Annotated in this window: 17 protein-coding genes and 1 pseudogene; all 18 read left to right on the top strand. The window is 53.2% G+C overall.

Annotated features, from left to right (window positions below; genetic code table 11):
* The first annotated feature begins 139 nt into the window (after positions 1-139).
* Positions 140-1,786, top strand: coding sequence for a hypothetical protein (locus tag C7386_RS12380; protein ID WP_116705653.1), 1,647 nt, complete (start codon positions 140-142; stop codon positions 1,784-1,786).
* A 41-nt stretch (positions 1,787-1,827) separates the two neighbouring features.
* Positions 1,828-3,207, top strand: coding sequence for a ParB/RepB/Spo0J family partition protein (locus C7386_RS12375; RefSeq protein WP_116705652.1), 1,380 nt, complete (start codon positions 1,828-1,830; stop codon positions 3,205-3,207).
* A gap of 307 nt (positions 3,208-3,514) precedes the next feature.
* Entirely contained in the window at positions 3,515-3,871 is a 357-nt protein-coding gene (locus C7386_RS12370; RefSeq protein WP_036744842.1) for a DUF7768 domain-containing protein, read from the top strand.
* Complete coding sequence (locus tag C7386_RS12365) at positions 3,858-4,943, top strand: DNA cytosine methyltransferase (protein WP_116705651.1); 1,086 nt, start codon at positions 3,858-3,860, stop codon at positions 4,941-4,943. Before C7386_RS12370 ends, C7386_RS12365 begins: the two co-directional genes overlap by 14 nt.
* Before the next feature lie 4 nt (positions 4,944-4,947).
* Positions 4,948-5,661 (top strand): antirestriction protein ArdA, encoded by a 714-nt coding sequence (locus C7386_RS12360; RefSeq protein WP_021419863.1) that lies wholly within the window; start codon positions 4,948-4,950, stop codon positions 5,659-5,661.
* A 26-nt stretch (positions 5,662-5,687) separates the two neighbouring features.
* Positions 5,688-6,725, top strand: a complete 1,038-nt coding sequence (locus tag C7386_RS12355) for a DUF8626 domain-containing protein (protein WP_437124101.1) — start codon at positions 5,688-5,690, stop codon at positions 6,723-6,725.
* 91 nt (positions 6,726-6,816) lie between these two features.
* Positions 6,817-7,287 carry a PcfB family protein gene (locus C7386_RS12350; RefSeq protein ID WP_087214635.1) on the top strand — a complete coding sequence of 157 codons (471 nt, stop codon included), beginning with the start codon at positions 6,817-6,819 and terminating at the stop codon, positions 7,285-7,287.
* Positions 7,284-9,107: a VirD4-like conjugal transfer protein, CD1115 family gene (locus tag C7386_RS12345; protein ID WP_087214637.1), complete on the top strand. Its 1,824-nt coding sequence runs from the start codon at positions 7,284-7,286 to the stop codon at positions 9,105-9,107. Before C7386_RS12350 ends, C7386_RS12345 begins: the two co-directional genes overlap by 4 nt.
* An 85-nt stretch (positions 9,108-9,192) precedes the next feature.
* Positions 9,193-9,321 (top strand): annotated as a pseudogene (locus C7386_RS12340) (Maff2 family mobile element protein); the annotation flags it as partial.
* A 657-nt stretch (positions 9,322-9,978) separates the two neighbouring features.
* Positions 9,979-11,898, top strand: a complete 1,920-nt coding sequence (gene tet(W) / locus C7386_RS12330) for a tetracycline resistance ribosomal protection protein Tet(W) (protein ID WP_116705649.1) — start codon at positions 9,979-9,981, stop codon at positions 11,896-11,898.
* A gap of 129 nt (positions 11,899-12,027) precedes the next feature.
* On the top strand, positions 12,028-12,231 hold the full coding sequence (locus C7386_RS12325) for a helix-turn-helix domain-containing protein (RefSeq protein ID WP_002602095.1): 204 nt from the start codon (positions 12,028-12,030) through the stop codon (positions 12,229-12,231).
* Positions 12,232-12,764: 533 nt separating this feature from the next.
* Positions 12,765-13,163 (top strand): plasmid mobilization protein, encoded by a 399-nt coding sequence (locus C7386_RS12320; RefSeq protein ID WP_002602094.1) that lies wholly within the window; start codon positions 12,765-12,767, stop codon positions 13,161-13,163.
* Complete coding sequence (locus C7386_RS12315) at positions 13,135-14,757, top strand: relaxase/mobilization nuclease domain-containing protein (RefSeq protein WP_002602093.1); 1,623 nt, start codon at positions 13,135-13,137, stop codon at positions 14,755-14,757. The genes C7386_RS12320 and C7386_RS12315 overlap by 29 nt, the downstream gene beginning before the upstream one ends.
* Positions 14,758-14,943: 186 nt before the next feature.
* Complete coding sequence (locus tag C7386_RS13630; protein WP_006058351.1) at positions 14,944-15,135, top strand: hypothetical protein; 192 nt, start codon at positions 14,944-14,946, stop codon at positions 15,133-15,135.
* Complete coding sequence (locus C7386_RS12300) at positions 15,125-15,883, top strand: phage replisome organizer N-terminal domain-containing protein (protein ID WP_002605636.1); 759 nt, start codon at positions 15,125-15,127, stop codon at positions 15,881-15,883. The genes C7386_RS13630 and C7386_RS12300 overlap by 11 nt, the downstream gene beginning before the upstream one ends.
* Positions 15,880-16,737 (top strand): ATP-binding protein, encoded by an 858-nt coding sequence (locus C7386_RS12295; RefSeq protein WP_002605635.1) that lies wholly within the window; start codon positions 15,880-15,882, stop codon positions 16,735-16,737. The genes C7386_RS12300 and C7386_RS12295 overlap by 4 nt, the downstream gene beginning before the upstream one ends.
* The gene (locus tag C7386_RS12290) at positions 16,734-16,916 is read left to right on the top strand and encodes a transposon-encoded TnpW family protein (RefSeq protein ID WP_002605634.1); all 183 of its coding nucleotides are present in this window, start codon (positions 16,734-16,736) and stop codon (positions 16,914-16,916) included. The genes C7386_RS12295 and C7386_RS12290 overlap by 4 nt, the downstream gene beginning before the upstream one ends.
* 100 nt (positions 16,917-17,016) lie before the next feature.
* Positions 17,017-18,627 (top strand): recombinase family protein, encoded by a 1,611-nt coding sequence (locus tag C7386_RS12285; protein ID WP_002605633.1) that lies wholly within the window; start codon positions 17,017-17,019, stop codon positions 18,625-18,627.
* Positions 18,628-18,875 lie beyond the last annotated feature (248 nt).

Raw genomic sequence — 18,875 nt, 5'->3', positions numbered from 1 at the left:
AAGACCGTCTCCCTTCTGGTAGAATACTCGTCTTTATGATAACTCCCAGAAAGACTTTTTTCTACCTTTCCGTGTCTACTTTTATAATAGCATCACACTTCATGAATATAGGTACGCATCATCATAGGGGGATAACAAGATGAAGAAATACACACTATTCGGTAAGAACATTGTATTCGATGACGCAGCCGAGCGCGCATATGAGATAAAAGTTAATTACGAGTTTGTGGAACTACGAATTTCACAGGAGTTTCAAGCGTGGTATAAAGAGCAGAACACAATTCAAAATGTTATCAATAATTTTGTGGATTTTGTAAACACGGCATATTCCGAACTTTTGGTATCGGATAAGTTTCATAAATTGCAGGAATGCGGTATCTACGATATGACTGCGGATATGTATGCTCGCAAATGTCTTAGCTTTTCAGGTGCGCAGTATGCCCTTGATACGGTTGAATCGCAATATGACGCTATCACAGAGCAACAGCACGCAGAAAAGGAGTATCGTGAAGCGCGCAAGGCTTCGCGTGGACGTTGGCGTGGTGGCGGATTTGGACTGGGTGGTGCATTAAAAGGTGCTGCAACAGCTGGTGCACTCAACGCAGTATCTGGCTTTGGGCACGATCTCGTCAATTCCGCAGGAAACCTGTCCTCTGCATTAGATGCATCTAACGCAAAATCCGATCTGTACAAATCCGCAAATGCAGTACTGCTCAACGGCCTATACGAAGATATGCGTACTTTCTTCGATAATCATATCCAACTGCTGACCACAGCCAAGCCGGGCTATTTCAAGTTCTGCTTTGATGAAGAACGTGCCAATGCACTGTTTACCAACGCTAAACAGCTGCCGGATAAACGTGCTGAGCTTCTGGAACAGGCATTTGAACTTTGCCCATGGAATGAAGATTTACAGAGATACATTTTTCGTAATTACCCCGAAAACCGCCGTGATATTCTCCGTGCTTCGACTGATTTCGGCATCGGTATTTATGACTGCGTAGAGGAATTGCTCCGAAAAGAATATACCGATGAAGACAAGAAAAGTGAAGAACGTGCATTGCAGGCGAAAAGCAGAATCTTGAAGATCATGGCGGATCTGAATGTTCCGCAAACATGCGTACTCGATGAACTTGAGGTCGATTGTCTGCATCGACTTTGTCCTGATCTGAAAAACGCAAATGAAGTGACCTGCAATAACTATATCGAAGCAATACAGGCCTATGATGCACAGGAGCAGAATAAGCAGATCGTAATTAACGAGATCAATGCACGCCTGGATGAAATCTGGTCCGTCGAGGACGATGCTGCGTGCAAAGCGCTTTACTTGAATACGGATATTCGCATTCCGGAACAAGTACAGCGTGCTATTGAGCGCATCAAGGAGAAAAGCCGCACCAAGGCGCATGAACCATATGTTAAGGCACTGCAGGAGTGCTCGGAAAAATCAATTAACACTGCACGTAAATACCACCGAGGTATTATTCCGAAAGTATATGCAACGATTGCGTGGACCGGATTGCTCCTGTCCATTATCAATATAGGGCTGCTTCATACAGGTACCGGAATCACAATATGCGGCATTGCCATATTATGTGTGTTTTCTCTGATGTATCTTATGATGAACGGTACTTGGTCAACGCTTGCAACGGTGTACAAAGGGAACATAATAAAAAACTTAATAATGGACTGCCAATCTTACACAAAGTACCGCCCAAACGAGACTACGGGCGGTATTTTTGTATCTTGGCGGAGAAAGGAGGAACTTCCCACGGGGCTTGACTGAAAAGTTGAGCCCCTTTTTTTACGCCCAAAAACAGGAGGTAAGTGCTTATGGCAGATGATAAAACCACGAAAATGCCGGAGCAGCCGGTAACGGATACCGGCCCGGGCAAAGAAACTCCGCCCGAGCCGGAGAAAACGTCTATTCCCCCGGAGGCCGAAAAAAAGACGGAACAGCAGGCAAAGAGCCCGCAGGTGTCCGTCTATGACTTCGCTGAAATTATGAAAGGAAAGAAGGCCGAGGAACGAGCGGCAGCTTCCGGCGGGGAAAAGCCTGCCCCGGCAAAAACGGAGAAACCGGAAAAGCAGCCGGAGGCTCCGAAAAAGGCCGAAGGAAAACAGGAAAAGCCCAAAGAGCCCGAGCAGCCGAAGCGTCGGGGCCGTCCTCCGAAAGAGGATAAGGACAAGGCCGCCGCTCCGAAGCCCAAAGCCCCCGCACAGAAAAAGCAGGAAAAGGCCCCCAAAGAGAAACCGGAGAAAAAAGCGGCTCCCACGGTGCAGGCCGCTCCCGCTCCGAAGGAACCCGAGGGGCCGAAGGAGGCTCCCCGCCGTGGCGAGGAACAGATCGTATATATCAAGCTGAACGAGCTCCACGCCTTCAAAAACCATCCCTTTGAGGTCCGGGACGATGAAGAAATGCGGGCTATGGTGTCCAGCGTCAAGGACAAGGGCGTTACCCAGCCCGCTATCGTCCGTCCCCGTGAGGATGGCGGCTATGAGATCGTGTCCGGCCACCGCCGCCAGAAGGCCAGCGAGCTTGCCGGATATGCGGATATGCCCTGTATCGTCCGCAACCTGACGGACGATGAAGCCATCACGCAGATGGTGGAGGACAATCTGAACCAGCGTGAAGAAATTCTCCCCAGCGAGCGGGCCAAAGCTCTGAAAATGCAGCTTGAGGCCATCAAGCACCAGGGCTCCCGAACTTCGGGCCAGATTGACCCGAAGGACGCAGGCAAACGCTCCAACGAGATCGTGGCCGAGCGGAACAAGATGGCCGTCAAGCAGGTGCAGCGGTATATCCGGCTGAATGAGCTGGTCCCCGACCTGATGAAGCTGATGGACGAGAAAAAGCTGGGCTTCACTACGGCGGTGGAGCTTTCCTACATCGGCAAGAAGAACCAGAACTATATCGCCGTCGCCATCGACAGCCAGCAGTCCTCGCCTTCGCAGGCGCAGGCAAAGCGTATGCGGGAGCTGGACGAAAAGAAGCTGCTCAACGGGGATGTGATCGACGGCATTATGATGGAGGACAAAAAGGAGGTAGACAAAGTGATTCTGACGGGTGCGGAACTGAGCAAATACTTCGGCAAGGAAACCACGCCGAGGGAAATGAAAGACCAGATCATCAAGCTGCTGGACGACTGGAAGGGCCAGCAGAAAGAACACGAAAAGCCGGAGAAGAAAACCGAGCCGGAAAAGTAAGCCGAAACTTCGGGTCAAGATGGCCCGAGGATTGCGGGGCGCTGCCCCGCGCCCCGAAGCTCTGGAGATATAAATTATTCCCCGTCGCCAGTTATTCCGTAGCATAGCCGGGAAAATCAGTCAAGGGCAACGCCGCCGCAGGCGGTGCCAGAGGCACCCTTGACGGATTTCTCCCGGTTATGCTTTTTCCCGGACAAGCGACGGGGATATAAATTCTCCAGAGCCGTCCCCCTTCCCGGGGGAAGGGGCGGAGGGGTTGGGCGAAACCTTGCTTTCCGCAAATCAGAAAGAAATGGAGGTTGAACCAATGAAACGACCTTTGGCCTATCTGACCGCCGCATGGAGCGGTGAGCCGGATATTGATATGGAGCTGGCGGCCCACTACTGCCGTCTTGCCTATGAGGCGGGCTTTTCCCCCATCTGCCCGCTTTTGTATCTTCCGCTGTTCTTGAATGACAGCGTTCCCGAGGAACATAAGGCCGGGATTGATATGCGCCGGGATATGCTGCGGCGCTCCCATACCCTGATCGTCTGCGGCGGTGCGGTGGACGAGGATGTGAAAAACGATATTGCGGTTGCCGGGCGGCTGGGTATCGCGGCTACTACGCTGGACGGGGTTCTTGCCGTGAAGGGACACGGCGGCCCGGGCCATGCCGGACATTAAGCTGGGGAGCCTTTTTGACGGGATAGGCGTTTTCCCTCTGGCGGCCTCCCGCTGCGGTATCCGTTCGGTGTGGGCCAGCGAGATTGAAAAAGCGCCGATCTCCATAACCAAAAGGCACTTTCCCGATATGGCGCACTTGGGGGACATTACGAAGGTGGACGGCGGGAAAATCCCGCCTGTCCATGTGATAACCTTCGGCTCTCCCTGTCAGAACCTTTCTCTGATCGGCAACCGCTCCGGCCTTGCCGGGGCAAAATCCAGCCTGTTTTATCAGGCGTTTCGTATCATACAGGAAATGAGGGATGCCACTGATAACCTATATCCAGCTATCGCTGTTTGGGAAAACGTCATGGGAGCGTTTTCTACAAATGACCGGATGGATTTTAGAGCCGTCCTATCCGCCTTCTCGGACACCGAAGTTCCAATGCCTCCTTCTGGAAGATGGGGAAACGCCGGAATGGTGCGAGGGGGAACGCCTGATGTGTGCTGGCGGCTCATGGACGCCCAGTATTGGGCAGGCTCCCGAAGGCTGGCGCGAAGGCAGCGAATTTTCATCGTGGCGGATTTTAGAGGCAAACGTGCCGCCGACATACTATTTAAGCCCCGTCCAATGCTCCCACTTCCTCCGCCTTGCCGAGAGGGCGGGCGGACCGCCGCCGAAGGAGATCGAACATCTTCTTTTGAAACAGGGCGGCAAATACCAGTCATCCACCCCTTTCAATGCTTCCGTATGCGGGGAGCGGCAAAAAGGCAGGAAGAAACCGCCTTCCGAAACAGCTTCGGATTACCAACTGACCCTTTTCCCACTCTTTTAGCCAGCGACGTGACGCCCTTCGCCTTTTGGTACGAGGGCGACCCGGACGGCGGCTGTATCCGCTTCTTGACGGAAACGGAAAGTGAGCGGCTGATGGGGCTGCCGGAGGGCTGGACAAAGTACGGGGCGGACGGCGAGGAAATCCGGCCTCTGCAACGCTACAAGGCGCTGGGAAATGCGATTGCTCTCCCTTGCGCCGATTACATCATGGCCGGGATTTATGAAGTGCTGGCAGACAGGGACGGAAAGGAGGATTGAGCCCATGTTTGAAGCCTATATAACCAACACGGCCCTGTACCCCATGATGGGGATTGAAGTGGGAACAACGGTACATTTTCCCACGACCACACAGGAGGTACAGGCTGCCCTTGCCAAAATCGGGATAGACGGAAAGCGGTACAGCGAAGTGTTTATTACCAGCTTTGACAGCGATGTGCTGGGACTGTACGACTATCTGGACGAGTACGAGAACATCGACGAGCTGAACGAGCTGGGCCATGCCCTGCTGGAAGTACGGGACAAGGGCGGATTGGAAACCTTTGAGGCCGCTCTTGTCTTGGGAAAACACACAGGCAGCGTGAAGGACCTAATCAACCTGACGCAGAACCTTGACCTCTACCGCTTTTACCCGGATATTTCCGATGATGAAGGGCTGGGCCATCTGTACGCCGACGAGCTGGGGACCATCGACATACCGGAGCACATTCAAGGCTACTTCGATTATGAGGCATACGGACGGGATATGCGTATCAACGAGGGCGGCGTATTCGCTCCCGGCGGCTATGTGGCGGCGGACCCGGTGGGCTTTAAGGAGCATTACCACGGGACGCAGGACATACCGCCGGAACACCGGGTATTTGCCTATCCCGAAAAGGCCGAGCCCGTCCATTCCATTCTCGGCGCACTCAAACGGTTTCAAGAGGCCCCGCCCGTTCCGCAAAAGGACAAGGCGGGGCCTTCCCATGAGGAACGGTAAGACTTCGGGCCAACATGGCCCGAAGCATGAAGGAGGTGCATACCATCAACTATTACCCCATCAATGAAGGGGCCGCCCGCCGGGCAAAGGAAATGAACAGCTTTTGCGACTATAAGGAAGGGAGCGCAACGGCGGAATACCGGGCAATGGTAGACAAGGCCGCAGCCATAGCCGAACAGCAAAAATCCCGGGTGGACCCCATGTACCATGAGAAGATCGACCATCTGTTAGACACCTACGCCCGCAAGCTGGCCGAAAACATGAACCAGGGCTTTGCCATTGACGCAAGAGTTCCTTCTGTGCTGATCGCCGGGCCTTCCAATTTCCCGGTGGGAAAGAAAGAAAAACAGAACCGGGCGCGGGACAGCAACATGGAGGAATGGCGGCATATTCAAGGGCTGCTGGATAAGATACGCAGTACCGGCATGGGCGGTATCAGCGCCGATGACCCGGCGGCCATTGAAAAGCTCCAGAAAAAGCTGGATGGGCTGGAACGCTCCCAGCTCATTATGAAGGAGGTCAACGCTTATTACCGCAAGCATGGCAAGCTGGACGGCTGTGCGCTGCTGTCGCCTGACCAGATCGAAAAGCTGAAAGCCAGCATGGCGTCAAGCTGGCGGAGCGACCCGAGGCCCTTTGAAAGCTACCAGCTTACCAACAACAACGCGGAGATCCGCCGGGTAAAGGCCCGTATCGAACAGCTTTCCAAACAGGCGCAGCGGGAGTTTTCCGGCTGGGAGTTTGACGGGGGCCGTGTGGAAATGAACCGGGAGGACAACCGCTTGCAGGTGTTCTTTGATGGAAAGCCTGACGCGGACACCCGGGCCGAGCTGAAAAGCAACGGCTTTCGCTGGGCTCCCAGCGTGGGCGCATGGCAGCGGCAGCTCACGGACAACGCCATCCGGGCGGCTGACCGTCTGGAATGTATCAAGCCGCTGTCCGGCGAAAAGCCCTCCCAGCTTCAAAAGAAGCCCTCTATCTTGCAGACTATGCGGGAACAGGGCGAAAAAGTCCAGACGGAGCCGGAAAAGAAAGCTCCGTCCGGCAGGGATGCCGAGCGGTAAGCCTCGGGCCACATTGGCCCGAGGTTTTCTGTTGCCCCGGAGTGTACGGGGGCCTCCCGTCTACCGGAAGCCCTGACGGAAAGGAGGTTTTATGCAGGAAGAAGTAAACCAAAAAACAGTTGCCCTTTCGATCAAGACGGCAAAGCTGACGGGAAAAGTGCTGGCCGCCGCTCTTGGCAAGGTGGTTCGGGCGCTGCAAAAGCACCACCGGAAGGCGCTGACCCCGCAGGGCCGCCAGAGCGTGAAAAAGCTGATGAACCACTACGGCGGTAAAAACGCCATGCAGTATGTGGGCGCGCCAAAGGATTTTGACCGGATAGCGAAGGAGTTCCATGTGGACTACGCTTTCCATAAAGTGAGCCCCGGCCATTATCTGCTGTTCTTCAAAGCCAATCAGGCGGACGCCATCACGGCGGCCTTCCAGAAATACAGTACAAAGGTGCTGAACAAAGACCAGGACAAGGCTTCTATCCTCGGCCAGCTCCGCAAGCTCACAGAGCAGATCAGGACAAAGCCGAAGGAGAAGCAGCGGACCAGAGAGGCGGTGAAGGACAGACGTTGAGTGACAAGATCAGAAAATATGTGCTCCCCAACCTGCCGTACCTCTTTGTGTTCTGGTTTTTCTCCAAAATCGGGACGGCCTACCGTATCGCGTCCGGTGCCGACTTCGGGACAAAGCTCATGGGGATGCTCGACACCTTCCCCAAAGCCTTTGAAACCTACTGGCCGGGACTGGGCGGCATTGACCTGCTGGTGGGCCTCGCCGGTGCGGCTGGGGTGTATCTGCTGATACAGTCCAAAATCAAGCAGGCAAAGAAATTCCGGCGGGATGCGGAGTACGGCACCGCCCGCTGGGGAACAAAGGAGGATATAAAGCCGTTTGTAGACCCCAAATTTCAGAACAATGTCATTCTGACCGGGACGGAGTTCCTTACCATGAACACACGCCCGAAGATACCCGCCAACGCCCGCAACCTGAACGCCTGCGTTATCGGCTCGTCCGGTTCGGGCAAAACAAGGTTCTGGCTGACCCCGCAGCTCCTTCAAGCCCATTCCTCGTATGTGGTGGTGGACCCGAAGGGCGGCACCCTCGACCAATGCGGACGGTTCCTGCAACGGGAGAAATATAAGGTGCGGGTGTTCAATAGTATCGACTTCTCCAAATCCATGCACTACAATCCGCTGGCCTACATCAAAACGGAAAGCGACGTGCTGAAATTCGTTACCGCCCTGATTGCCAACACCAAAGGCGACGGCAAGGAGGGCGACGAGTTCTGGACTAAAGCCGAAACCCTTTTGTACTGCGCCCTTGTGGCCTACATCGTATTTGAGGGGCCGGAGGAAGAACGCAACATGAATACGCTGGTGGAAATGATAAACAGCATGGAAGTCCGGGAGGATGATGAAACCTTCAAAAACGCGGTGGACTATATGTTTGACGGGCTGGAGCGCCGGAGTCCCCAGCACTTCGCTGTGAGGCAGTATAAGAAGTACAAGCTGGCAAGCGGCAAGACAGCTAAGAGCATACTGATTAGCTGCGGAGCCAGACTTGCCCCCTTTGACATTCCCCAGCTTCGGGAGATCATGTCCTATGACGAGCTGGAGCTTGACCGGCTGGGGGATGAAAAATCGGCGCTGTTTTTCCTTATCAGCGATACGGACACCACCTATAACTTTCTTGTGGCACTCGCTTTCTCGCAGATGTTCAACCTTCTGTGTGAACGGGCCGACAACACCTATGGCGGACGCCTGCCCCATCATGTACGGGTGCTGTGGGACGAGGCGGCCAACACGGGACAGGTGCCGGGGCTGGAAAAAATCGTTGCCGTTATCCGTTCCCGGGAGATCAGCCTGACGCTCTTTTATCAGGCCATGAGCCAATGCAAGGCGCTGTACAAGGACCATTCCGAAACCATCATGGGAAACATGGACAGTATCGTGTTCCTCGGAGGCCGGGAGGCTTCCACCCTAAAGGATATTTCGGAAAACTGGCTGGGCAAGGCCACTATCTCCATGCAGACCGAAGGCCGCAGCCGGGGTCAGTCCGAGAGTTACAGCCAGAATATGCAGCGGCTTGGCCGGGAGCTGATGACGACCAGCGAGATCACCACCATGCCGGGAGACAAGTGCATCTTGCAGCTTCGAGGGCTTCCGCCCTTCTTTTCTCCCAAATACGATTTGAAAAAGCACCCCAACTACAAGTACACAGCCGAGTTTGACAAAAAGAAAAACGCCTTCCACTTGGAAAGCCTGTTCCGCCACCGGCCATTGAGACTAAAGCCGGAGGACGAATACACGGTGTACGAGGTGGACGGCTCCGACACAGACGAAGAAGCTGACCTGTTGAATTTTGACGATCTGGACAGCGACGAGTTTGTGTAACTTCGGGCCATGATGGCCCGAAGCGCCGCCAATGTGGGCGGCTTTTTTTGTACCCAAAACCAACAAACAAAATGGAGGAACGTATATGGAATTTTTCAACTCTGCTATCGACATTCTCAAGATTCTGGTCATGGCTCTGGGCGCTGGTCTGGCGGTGTGGGGCGTCATCAACCTGCTGGAAGGTTACGGGTCCGACAACCCCGCGGCAAATGCTCATGTACGGTAAAGAAGCAAGCAACCGAAAACAATAGATAGACCGCCAGCACTACACTATTCCGAACCAAAGACCAAAAGATAAGCATTTTGAGAAAATCTAAACTTTTGGATTTTCCTACAATGCCGACTACGGCGGAATCCCTCCCACTCCTTATATATTTCTTTCTGTATACATTGAATTTGTATTTAGTAAAATGCAGACAACACCACGGATCGGCTTTTGGCTGGACAATTCCAACCAAACACCGCAGCAGACAGTAGAAACCATTCTGAACGTTAGGAAGCCGGTATGATTGTTACATATAAGGGGAAGAAAAATTTCTTTTAGGTACTTGCTTTCCTAAAACTAATGTGATATAATAGCATCATTCCAAAAAAGGAGTAAAAAATATGCGGCAAGGTATTCTTAAATAAAACTATAATCAAATAGTGGGAACAAAGGATTATGATAGTCCCTTTTGTGGGGGCTTGGTTTTTTGTACCCAATTTAAGAATACTTTTGCCTTATCAATTTTGACATATCCGAAAAACAGCAATCACAAACAGGTGTATGCTGTATATGTGTATGTCCGCAAATTATAATCCCCAGTGGTAAAAGTATTTTACTGCTGGGGATTTTTATGCCCTTTTGGGGCTGTAAAAGGAGGACAATCACATGAAAATAATCAATATTGGAATTCTCGCCCATGTAGACGCAGGAAAAACAACATTGACGGAAAGCCTGCTGTACACCAGTGGAGCGATTGCGGAACAAGGAAACGTGGATAAAGGAACTACAAGAACAGACACTATGATTTTGGAACGGCAGCGTGGGATTACCATTCAAGCGGCAGTCACTTCCTTCCAGTGGCACAGATGTAAAGTCAACATTGTGGATACGCCCGGCCACATGGATTTTTTGGCGGAGGTGTACCGCTCTTTGGCTGTTTTAGATGGGGCCATCTTGGTGATCTCCGCTAAAGATGGCGTGCAGGCCCAGACCCGTATTCTGTTCCATGCCCTGCGGAAAATGAACATTCCCACCGTTATCTTTATCAACAAGATCGACCAGGCTGGCGTTGATTTGCAGAGCGTGGTTCAGTCTGTTCGGGATAAGCTCTCCGCCGATATTATCATCAAGCAGACGGTGTCGCTGTCCCCGGAAATAGTCCTGGAGGAAAATACCGACATAGAAGCATGGGATGCGGTCATCGAAAATAACGATAAATTATTGGAAAAGTATATCGCAGGAGAACCAATCAGCCGGGAAAAACTTGTGCGGGAGGAACAGCGGCGGGTTCAAGACGCCTCCCTGTTCCCGGTCTATTATGGCAGCGCCAAAAAGGGCCTTGGCATTCAACCGTTGATGGATGCGGTGACAGGGCTGTTCCAACCGATTGGGGAACAGGGGAGCGCCGCCCTATGCGGCAGCGTTTTCAAGGTGGAGTATACAGATTGCGGCCAGCGGCGTGTCTATCTACGGCTATACAGCGGAACGCTGCGCCTGCGGGATACGGTGGCCCTGGCCGGGAGAGAAAAGCTGAAAATCACAGAGATGCGTATTCCATCCAAAGGGGAAATTGTTCGGACAGACACCGCTTATCCGGGTGAAATTGTTATCCTTCCCAGCGACAGCGTGAGGTTAAACGATGTATTAGGGGACCCAACCCGGCTCCCTCGTAAAAGGTGGCGTGAGGACCCCCTCCCCATGCTGCGGACGTCGATTGCGCCGAAAACGGCAGCGCAAAGAGAACGGCTGCTGGACGCTCTTACGCAACTTGCGGATACTGACCCGCTTTTGCGCTGCGAGGTGGATTCCATCACCCATGAGATCATTCTTTCTTTTTTGGGCCGGGTGCAGTTGGAGGTTGTTTCCGCTTTGCTGTCGGAAAAATACAAGCTTGAAACAGTGGTAAAGGAACCCACCGTCATTTATATGGAGCGGCCGCTCAAAGCAGCCAGCCACACCATCCATATCGAGGTGCCGCCCAACCCGTTTTGGGCATCCATCGGACTGTCTGTTACACCACTCCCGCTTGGCTCCGGTGTACAATACGAGAGCCGGGTTTCGCTGGGATACTTGAACCAGAGTTTTCAAAACGCTGTCAGGGATGGTATCCGTTACGGGCTGGAGCAGGGCTTGTTCGGCTGGAACGTAACGGACTGTAAGATTTGCTTTGAATACGGGCTTTATTACAGTCCGGTCAGCACGCCGGCGGACTTCCGCTCATTGGCCCCGATTGTATTGGAACAGGCATTGAAGGAATCAGGGACGCAACTGCTGGAACCTTATCTCTCCTTCACCCTCTATGCGCCCCGGGAATATCTTTCCAGGGCTTATCATGATGCACCGAAATACTGTGCCACCATCGAAACGGTCCAGGTAAAAAAGGATGAAGTTGTCTTTACTGGCGAGATTCCCGCCCGCTGTATACAGGCATACCGTACTGATCTGGCCTTTTACACCAACGGGCAGAGCGTATGCCTTACAGAACTGAAAGGGTATCAGGCCGCTGTCGGCAAGCCAGTCATCCAGCCACGCCGCCCGAACAGCCGTTTAGACAAGATCCGGCATATGTTTCAGAAGATAATGTAACATCTTGCGCAATGCAAACGTTCATTGCTGGCTATTGCGAAATATCATTGATAAAATCAGCATCAGAGAGGAGGAACCATATCCGAAAAGCCCTACGGCAGCTCCAAGCGGAAATGGAGGGAATGGCATATGAGAAATAATAGGCTTCTCCCCTATGAAACAATCGTCCAAGCCGCCAGCGGGGAGCCGGAAGCGGTGGGAACTGTATTGCAGTATTACCGCCGCCGCATACAATGTGCCGCCCGTGTGAATGGACGGGTAGACCAAGATACAGAGGACTACATCACCCAGACGCTTCTCACAGCTATTTTCAAGTTCCGCTTTGGGAGATAGCCCTACCGCCTACAACTGAATAACCGCCGCTTCGCCGGCAACCAGAAAGCAGTAAATCTATTCAACAGATTTGCTGCTTTTTTTCGTTCCTGTTTGGCATTTTTGAAAATCCCCAGTATGAAAAAACAAAAGGGAAAATAGCCGCCGCAGTTGGCAAAATCCCTTACTTATCCGTAGAGGGTATCAAAGAAAAAAATACTGCCATTGTCCGCCTATTCCGGCTTGCGTGGTGTTGTAGGGAATAGAGGGGAAATTCTAAAAATCTCCGTCCATTTTGCTTTGCGTGGTGTTGTAGGTAGTGAAAGGAAAATTTTCAAGATAAGCCGGAATAGCGGGTAGCAAAGCCCTTTTGAAACGTTTTGTTAGCGGAAAGGACGGGAGCCGGGGAACGCCGGAGTTTTTCAGAGCAAGATTCTACCGAGGTGCCAAAATTCGCTCTCCGCTTATTTTTGCCCCTGCGGGAATCTTGTTGGGGAGTGCCTTCCCCAAACCCTGCTATGCGCCCTGTCGGGCGAGAAAGGAGGTCACAGACCATGCGAAAAAAATACAATACGCCCCACCGCCGTCATGTGGTAAAGACCCGCATGACCGATGAAGAATACGCCGACTTCACCGGGCGGCTGGCGGCTTATGAAATCAGCCAGTCCGAGTTTATCCGGCAAGCCATACGGAAAGCGACCATACGCCCCATTGTCACCGTTTCCCCGGTCAATGACGGGCTGCTTGCCGCCCTCTCCAAGCTCACGGCAGAGTACGGGAAAATCGGCGGCAACTTAAACCAGATTGCCCGGAGCCTGAACGAATACGGAAGCCCCTACCGGGGGCTGGAAAAGGAAGTGCGGGGAGCCGCCGCCGACCTTGCCGCCTTGAAGTTTGAAGTCTTGCAGAAAGTAGGTGAAGCCGTTGGCGATACTCAAACATATCAGCTCTAAAAATGCCAACTACGGGGACGCTGAAAAATACCTCACATTCGAGCATGACGAGTTTACCATGAAGCCCACCCTTGACGCAGACGGGCGGCTCATACCGAGGGTAGACTACCGCATATCCTCTCTGAATTGTGGCGGGGAGGATTTTGCCGTTGCCTGTATGCGCTCCAATCTCCGCTACGGCAAGAACCAGAAACGGGAGGACGTAAAGAGCCACCACTACATCATCAGCTTTGACCCACGGGACGGCCCGGACAACGGCTTGACCGTTGATCGGGCGCAGGAGCTGGGCGAGAAGTTCTGCGCCGAGCATTTCCCCGGACACCAGGCCCTTGTCTGCACCCACCCGGACGGACACAGCCACACCGAAAATATCCATGTGCATATCGTCATTAACAGTCTGCGGATTGCGGAGGTTCCCATGCTGCCCCACATGGACAGGCCAGCGGACAGGAAAGCAGGCTGCAAGCACCGCTGTACGGACGCAGCTATGAACTATCTGAAAGCCGAAGTCATGGAGATGTGCCACAGCGAGGGGCTTTACCAGATAGACCTTTTGAACGGCAGCAAAGAACGCATTACCGAGCGTGAGTATTGGGCGCAGAAGAAAGGACAGGCTGCCCTTGACAGAGCCAACGCCCCTATTGCTGCGGACGGTATCGCGCCCCGGCAGACCAAGTTTGAAACGGATAAGGCGAAGCTGCGCCGGACTATCCGGGAAGCCCTTGCCGCTGCTTCCGGCTTTGATGAGTTTGCCGCCCTGCTTCTCCGGCATGGTGTGACCGTCAAGGAGAGCCGGGGGCGGCTAAGTTACCTCACGCCGGACAGGACGAAGCCAATTACCGCCCGGAAGCTGGGGGACGATTTTGACCGGGCTGCTGTCCTCTCCGTTTTGGAGCAGAACGCCGCCAGAGCCGCCGAAAAACCCGCAGCCATAGCGGAATACCCCGGCAGTATCAAAGACCGCTTACGGACGAAAAAAGAAGCGAAAAACGCCCCGAACAATGACGCTGTACAGCGCATGGTAGACATAGCCGCCAAGCGAGCCGAGGGGAAAGGACGGGGCTATGAGAAGTGGGCGACCATGCACAACCTCAAACAGATGTCGGCTACCCTCATGCTCTACCAGCAGTATGGCTTTTCTTCCCCGGACGAGCTGGACGCTGCCATTTCCGCAGCCAACACCGCCACGCAGGAGAGCCTTGCCGGACTGAAAGGGCTGGAAGCCGCTATCCGGGAGAAAAAGGAATTGCAGCGCAACCTTTTGGGCTATATCGGCACGAAGCCCGCCCGTGACGGTCTGAAAGCGCAGAAATCGGAGAAAGCCCGGAGAGCCTACCGGGAACAGCACGAAAGCGATTTTATCATAGCGGACACAGCCGCCCGTTATTTCCGGGAGCATGGAATAACCAAGCTGCCAGCCAGCAAAGCCCTGCAAAGGGAGATTGAGCAGCTTACCGTCCAGAAGAACGCCGGATATAACGACTACCGGGAGAAACGCCAGCGGGCGCAGGAGCTTCAGACAGTCAGACGCAATATCGACCAGATTTTAAGGGGCGCACCGAGCCAGCAGAAAAAGCGTGAACAGGAGCGTTAAAGACCGCCCCGAAATGATACCGAAACCCTACAAAAATACAGGTATGATATGAACCCTTACCGCAATACTCCCCGACTTCCAAACGGGGCTTACAGGGCAGAAAAAGCCCGAAAATGATACCGAGAACATACAGAAAATGCCCCCTATCCCGCTACACCGATAGGAACGGCAGAAAGGAGCTTACCATTGCCGAGAATGAGCAAGAAGCGGCGGCTGGAATGGTCTTTCTTCCTCAACCACCGCAACCGTATCACTTACAACGACCTATGCCGGGGCTGCACCCGTGACTGCAAACAGAGCTTCCGGGCGGTTATCATACTATGCCCTCGCTATTATTCCAAACGCTGGAAAAAGGAGGACGCAGCCTATGGCAGATAACCGCAAATATTACTACCTCAAGCTGAAAGAGAGCTATTTTGACGATGATGCAATCGTTCTGCTGGAAAGTATGCAGGACGGCGTTATCTATTCCAACATTCTCTTGAAGCTGTACTTGAAATCGCTGAAAAACGGCGGGAAATTGCAGCTTGACGAGAATATCCCCTACACCGCCCAGATGATTGCGACCATTACCCGCCAGCAGGTAGGTACCGTAGAGAGAGCTTTGAAAATCTTTATGAAGCTGGGGCTTGTGGAGCCTTTGCCAAGCGGCGCACTCTACATGAGCAACATTGAGCTTTTAATCGGCCAGTCCTCTACCGAGGGGGAGCGCAAGCGCAGGGCGCGGCTGGCTTTGCAGGAACAAAAAGCCCTGCCGCAGACAGGGGCGGACAAATGTCCACCATATCGAGCGGACATTTGTCCACCAGAGATAGAGATAGAGAAAGAGATAGATATAGAAATAGAAAAAGAGAGAGAGTTAGAAACGGGACACCCCGCCCCCGCCGCCTATGGCAGATACCACAATGTCATTCTTTCCGATACGGAGCTTGACGGGCTGAAAACAGAGCTTCCCGGCAAGTGGGAGTATTACATTGACCGCCTATCCTGCCATATCGCTTCCAGCGGGAGGAAATACAAGAGCCATGCAGCCACGATTTTCAAGTGGGCGCAGGAGGACGCAGCCAAGAAAGCCCCGAAAAAGGGCATACCCGATTATACCTGTAAGGAGGGCGAGAGCTTATGACGAATGGATTTGATGAAATGATTTTGAATATGACCGACACCACGCCGGAGCCGGAGGACTACACCGGCGAGGACGGGCTTTTATACTGCGGGAAGTGCCACAAGCCCAAAGAGGGCTATTTCCCCAAAGAAACCGCCGCATGGCTGGGGCGTGACCGCCACCCGGCAGAATGTGACTGCCAGCGGGCAGAGCGTGAGGAACGGGAAGCCGCAGAGAAACAGCGCAGTCACCTTGAAACTGTCGAGCGGTTGAAGCGGCGGGGCTTTACAGACCCGGCTATGCAGGGCTGGACGTTTGAGAACGACAACGGCAAGTGCCCGCAAATGGAACACGCCCATTTCTATGTGGAGAACTGGGAAACCATGAAAGAGCGCAACATTGGCTATCTGCTATGGGGCGGCGTTGGCACAGGCAAGAGCTATTTTGCGGGCTGTATCGCAAATGCCCTTATGGAGCGTGAAATCCCCGTGTGCATGACAAACTTTGCATTGATATTGGGTGACCTTGCCGCCAGCTTTGAGGGCAGGAATGAATATATCTCCCGACTTTGCAGCTTCCCGCTGCTTATCCTTGACGATTTTGGAATGGAACGGGGAACGGAATACGGCTTAGAGCAGGTCTACAACGTGATTGACAGCCGTTACCGCAGCGGCAGGCCGCTGATCGTCACGACTAATCTCACGCTGGAGGACTTGCAGCACCCGGAGGACACCGCCCACGCCCGCATTTATGACCGTCTGATTGAAATGTGTTCTCCTGTCCGCTTTACCGGGAGCAACTTCCGAAAAGCCACGGCGCAGGAGAAAATGGGACAACTGAAAAAGCTGATGAACAGAAAGGAGAGCCGCCTATGACCAACACCCCAAAGAATGACCGCAGCACCCGCCGCCCGGATTGCGTGACGGAAATCCGCATAGGTAATTCTGTCCTTGTCGTTTCCGGCTATTTCAAGCAGGACACCACCGCCACCGCCGCCGATAAAATGCTGAAAGTGCTGGAAGCGGAAGCTGCTACACAAAAATCGGCAATTTGACGGGACGTAAAGAAGCAGAAAGGACTGTACAGCCAGCCCCGGCGTGTGGTATGATAGTCATACGGAATAGTGGGGCTGGCTGTCGGAAATGGAGGACACTATGTTAAGACAGACCACCCGAAACCTTATTACCGCCCTTTATCCGAGATTATCCCACGAGGACGAGCTGCAAGGTGAGAGCAATTCTATTTCAAACCAGAAGCGTATTCTTGAAACCTATGCGAAGCAGAACGGCTTTTCCAATCTGCAATGGTACACAGATGACGGTTATTCTGGGGCGAACTTCCAAAGACCCGGTTTTCAAGCCATGCTTGCGGACATTGAAGCCGGAAAAGTCGGCACCGTTATCGTCAAGGATATGTCACGGTTAGGGCGAAACTATCTGCAAGTGGGAATGTATACGGAAATGATTTTCCCACAGAAAGGCGTCCGCTTTATCGCTATCAATGACGGAGTGGACAGCGCACAGGGCGACAATGATTTTGCCCCTCTGCGGAACATTTTTAACGAATGGCTGGTGAGAGATACGAGCAAGAAAATCAAAGCAGTAAAACGGTCTAAGGGTATGAGCGGGAAGCCCGTCACGAGCAAACCCGTATACGGCTACTTTATGGACGAGGACGAAAATTTTATCATTGACGGGGAAGCCGCCCCTGTTGTGCGGCAGATTTACAGCTTGTGCCTTGCCGGGAACGGGCCGACCAAGATAGCCCGTATGCTCACAGAGCAGGAGATCCCCACGCCGGGAACGCTGGAATACCGTCGGACGGGAAGCACCCGCCGCTACCACCCCGGCTATGAGTGCAAGTGGGCGACCAATACCGTGGTACATATCCTTGAAAACAGGGAGTACACGGGCTGTCTGGTAAACTTCAAGACGGAGAAGCCGTCCTACAAGACCAAGCACAGCGTAGAGAACCCCATTGAGAAACAGGCGATTTTCGAGAACCACCATGAGCCTATCATTGACACCCAGATGTGGGAGCGTGTGCAGGAGTTACGCAAGCAGCGCAAACGCCCGAACCGCTATGATGAAGTGGGCTTATTCTCCGGCATACTCTTTTGTGCCGACTGCGGCAGCGTCCTTTACCAGCAGCGTTACCAGAACGCCACCCGCAAGCAGGATTGTTATATCTGCGGGAGCTACAAGAAGCGTACCCGTGACTGTACGGCGCACTTTATCCGCACCGACCTGTTGACCGCCGGAGTGACCGACAATCTGCGGAAAGTCACCAGCTATGCAGCGAAGCACGAAGCCCGGTTTATGAAGCTGCTGATCGAGCAGAACGAGGACGGGGGCAAGCGCAGGAACGCCGCAAGGAAAAAGGAGCTGGAAGCCGCCGAGAAGCGTATCAGCGAGTTATCCGCTATCTTCAAGCGGCTGTATGAGGACAGCGTGACCGGGCGCATTTCAGACGAGCGTTTCACGGAGCTGTCGGCAGACTATGAAGCCGAGCAGAAAGAACTGAAAGAGAGAGCCGCCGCTATCCGGGCAGAGCTTTCCAAAGCGCAGGAAGCCACGGTAAACGCAGAAAAGTTTATGAATGTTGTCCGCAAGTACACCAGCTTTGAAGAACTTACCCCTACCCTTTTGCGTGAGTTTGTGGAGAAAATCGTTGTGCATGAGTGCAGCTATGACGAGAACGGCACACGCAGACAGGACATTGATATTTATTACTCTTTCGTTGGCAAGGTAGACCTGCCCGAATGACCGCCCGACCTATCCGGCGCAATGCGCAAACGCCGGATAGGAACGGCAAAATTTTTTACACTTCTACTACTTCTTTATCACACATCAGCAAAGAGCCAGGGCATTAAGCAGTTCATGGCTAATTAGTTGGAACAAAAAACGAAAGGAAAAGCACAATCCAGACGGTATCAGCGGCAGGCTACAAGAATAAATTGTGATTTCACAAGATTGGTGCTATAATAAGAGAAAAGTTCCTGCCGGGGCAGCCG

It is taken from the genome of Agathobaculum butyriciproducens, from assembly GCA_003096535.1.
In the GTDB taxonomy this organism is placed as follows: Bacteria; Bacillota; Clostridia; order Oscillospirales; family Butyricicoccaceae; genus Agathobaculum; species Agathobaculum butyriciproducens.
The sequence above is the reverse complement of the archived record's forward strand: the minus strand, read 5'-3'. Positions and strand labels throughout refer to the sequence as shown.

Excerpts from the sequence above, each read along its gene's own strand:
- C7386_RS12320 (WP_002602094.1), top strand. The coding sequence starts at position 12,765 with ATGCGAAAAAAATACAATACGCCCCACCGCCGTCATGTGGTAAAGACC.
- C7386_RS12380 (WP_116705653.1), top strand. The coding sequence starts at position 140 with ATGAAGAAATACACACTATTCGGTAAGAACATTGTATTCGATGACGCA.
- C7386_RS12360 (WP_021419863.1), top strand. The coding sequence starts at position 4,948 with ATGTTTGAAGCCTATATAACCAACACGGCCCTGTACCCCATGATGGGG.
- C7386_RS12300 (WP_002605636.1), top strand. The coding sequence starts at position 15,125 with ATGGCAGATAACCGCAAATATTACTACCTCAAGCTGAAAGAGAGCTAT.
- C7386_RS12350 (WP_087214635.1), top strand. The coding sequence starts at position 6,817 with ATGCAGGAAGAAGTAAACCAAAAAACAGTTGCCCTTTCGATCAAGACG.
- C7386_RS12365 (WP_116705651.1), top strand. The coding sequence starts at position 3,858 with ATGCCGGACATTAAGCTGGGGAGCCTTTTTGACGGGATAGGCGTTTTC.
- C7386_RS12285 (WP_002605633.1), top strand. The coding sequence starts at position 17,017 with ATGTTAAGACAGACCACCCGAAACCTTATTACCGCCCTTTATCCGAGA.
- C7386_RS12325 (WP_002602095.1), top strand. The coding sequence starts at position 12,028 with ATGAGAAATAATAGGCTTCTCCCCTATGAAACAATCGTCCAAGCCGCC.
- C7386_RS12295 (WP_002605635.1), top strand. The coding sequence starts at position 15,880 with ATGACGAATGGATTTGATGAAATGATTTTGAATATGACCGACACCACG.
- C7386_RS12370 (WP_036744842.1), top strand. The coding sequence starts at position 3,515 with ATGAAACGACCTTTGGCCTATCTGACCGCCGCATGGAGCGGTGAGCCG.
- C7386_RS12355 (WP_437124101.1), top strand. The coding sequence starts at position 5,688 with ATGAAGGAGGTGCATACCATCAACTATTACCCCATCAATGAAGGGGCC.
- C7386_RS12290 (WP_002605634.1), top strand. The coding sequence starts at position 16,734 with ATGACCAACACCCCAAAGAATGACCGCAGCACCCGCCGCCCGGATTGC.